The organism is Microbacterium sp. (assembly GCF_031988965.1).
GTDB lineage: Bacteria > Actinomycetota > Actinomycetes > Actinomycetales > Microbacteriaceae > Microbacterium.
In genome coordinates this window covers 1-385 of the sequence record NZ_DALZXX010000135.1, presented here as the reverse complement: position 1 = coordinate 385, position 385 = coordinate 1, and the positions used below count along the sequence as shown (strand labels likewise).

Below are 385 nucleotides of genomic sequence, written 5' to 3'. Positions count from 1 at the left end.
TCACGCCCATCGTCGTCGTCACGGGCGTGGTGATCTCGATGGGGCTGACCTTGACGTTGCGGGTCGCCTCGTACGCGAGGAGCGTCACGAGCTCCTCGGTCAGCTGACGGAAGACGGGCGACGGTGTGCGGTGGTCGCGCAGGACCGAGAGCTTGTGGGTGACGAGAGGGTGGTCGGCGACGTGGACACGCATGGATACAGGCTAATGCGCCGGACGCCCTGGCACGACATCGGATGCGTGCGCGGTGGCGCCTTCCACCCCGCGTTGCGCGTGAGCGCGCAGCCGATCACCCGGCCCCGGGAGTGCCGAACCTCCCGCACACGCCTGTCGTAGGCTCGACACATGACCGCTGCCGACCGCCTCGCGATGGCTCGCGCGCTCGAG

1 protein-coding gene is annotated in these 385 nt (G+C 69.4%); it reads right to left on the bottom strand.

The genetic code is table 11. The features are described from left to right. The coding region (locus tag RTM68_RS15520; RefSeq protein WP_312172600.1) for a uracil phosphoribosyltransferase at window positions 1-193 on the bottom strand (193 nt) is incomplete at its 3' end. Between the last annotated feature and the right edge of the window lie 192 nt (window positions 194-385).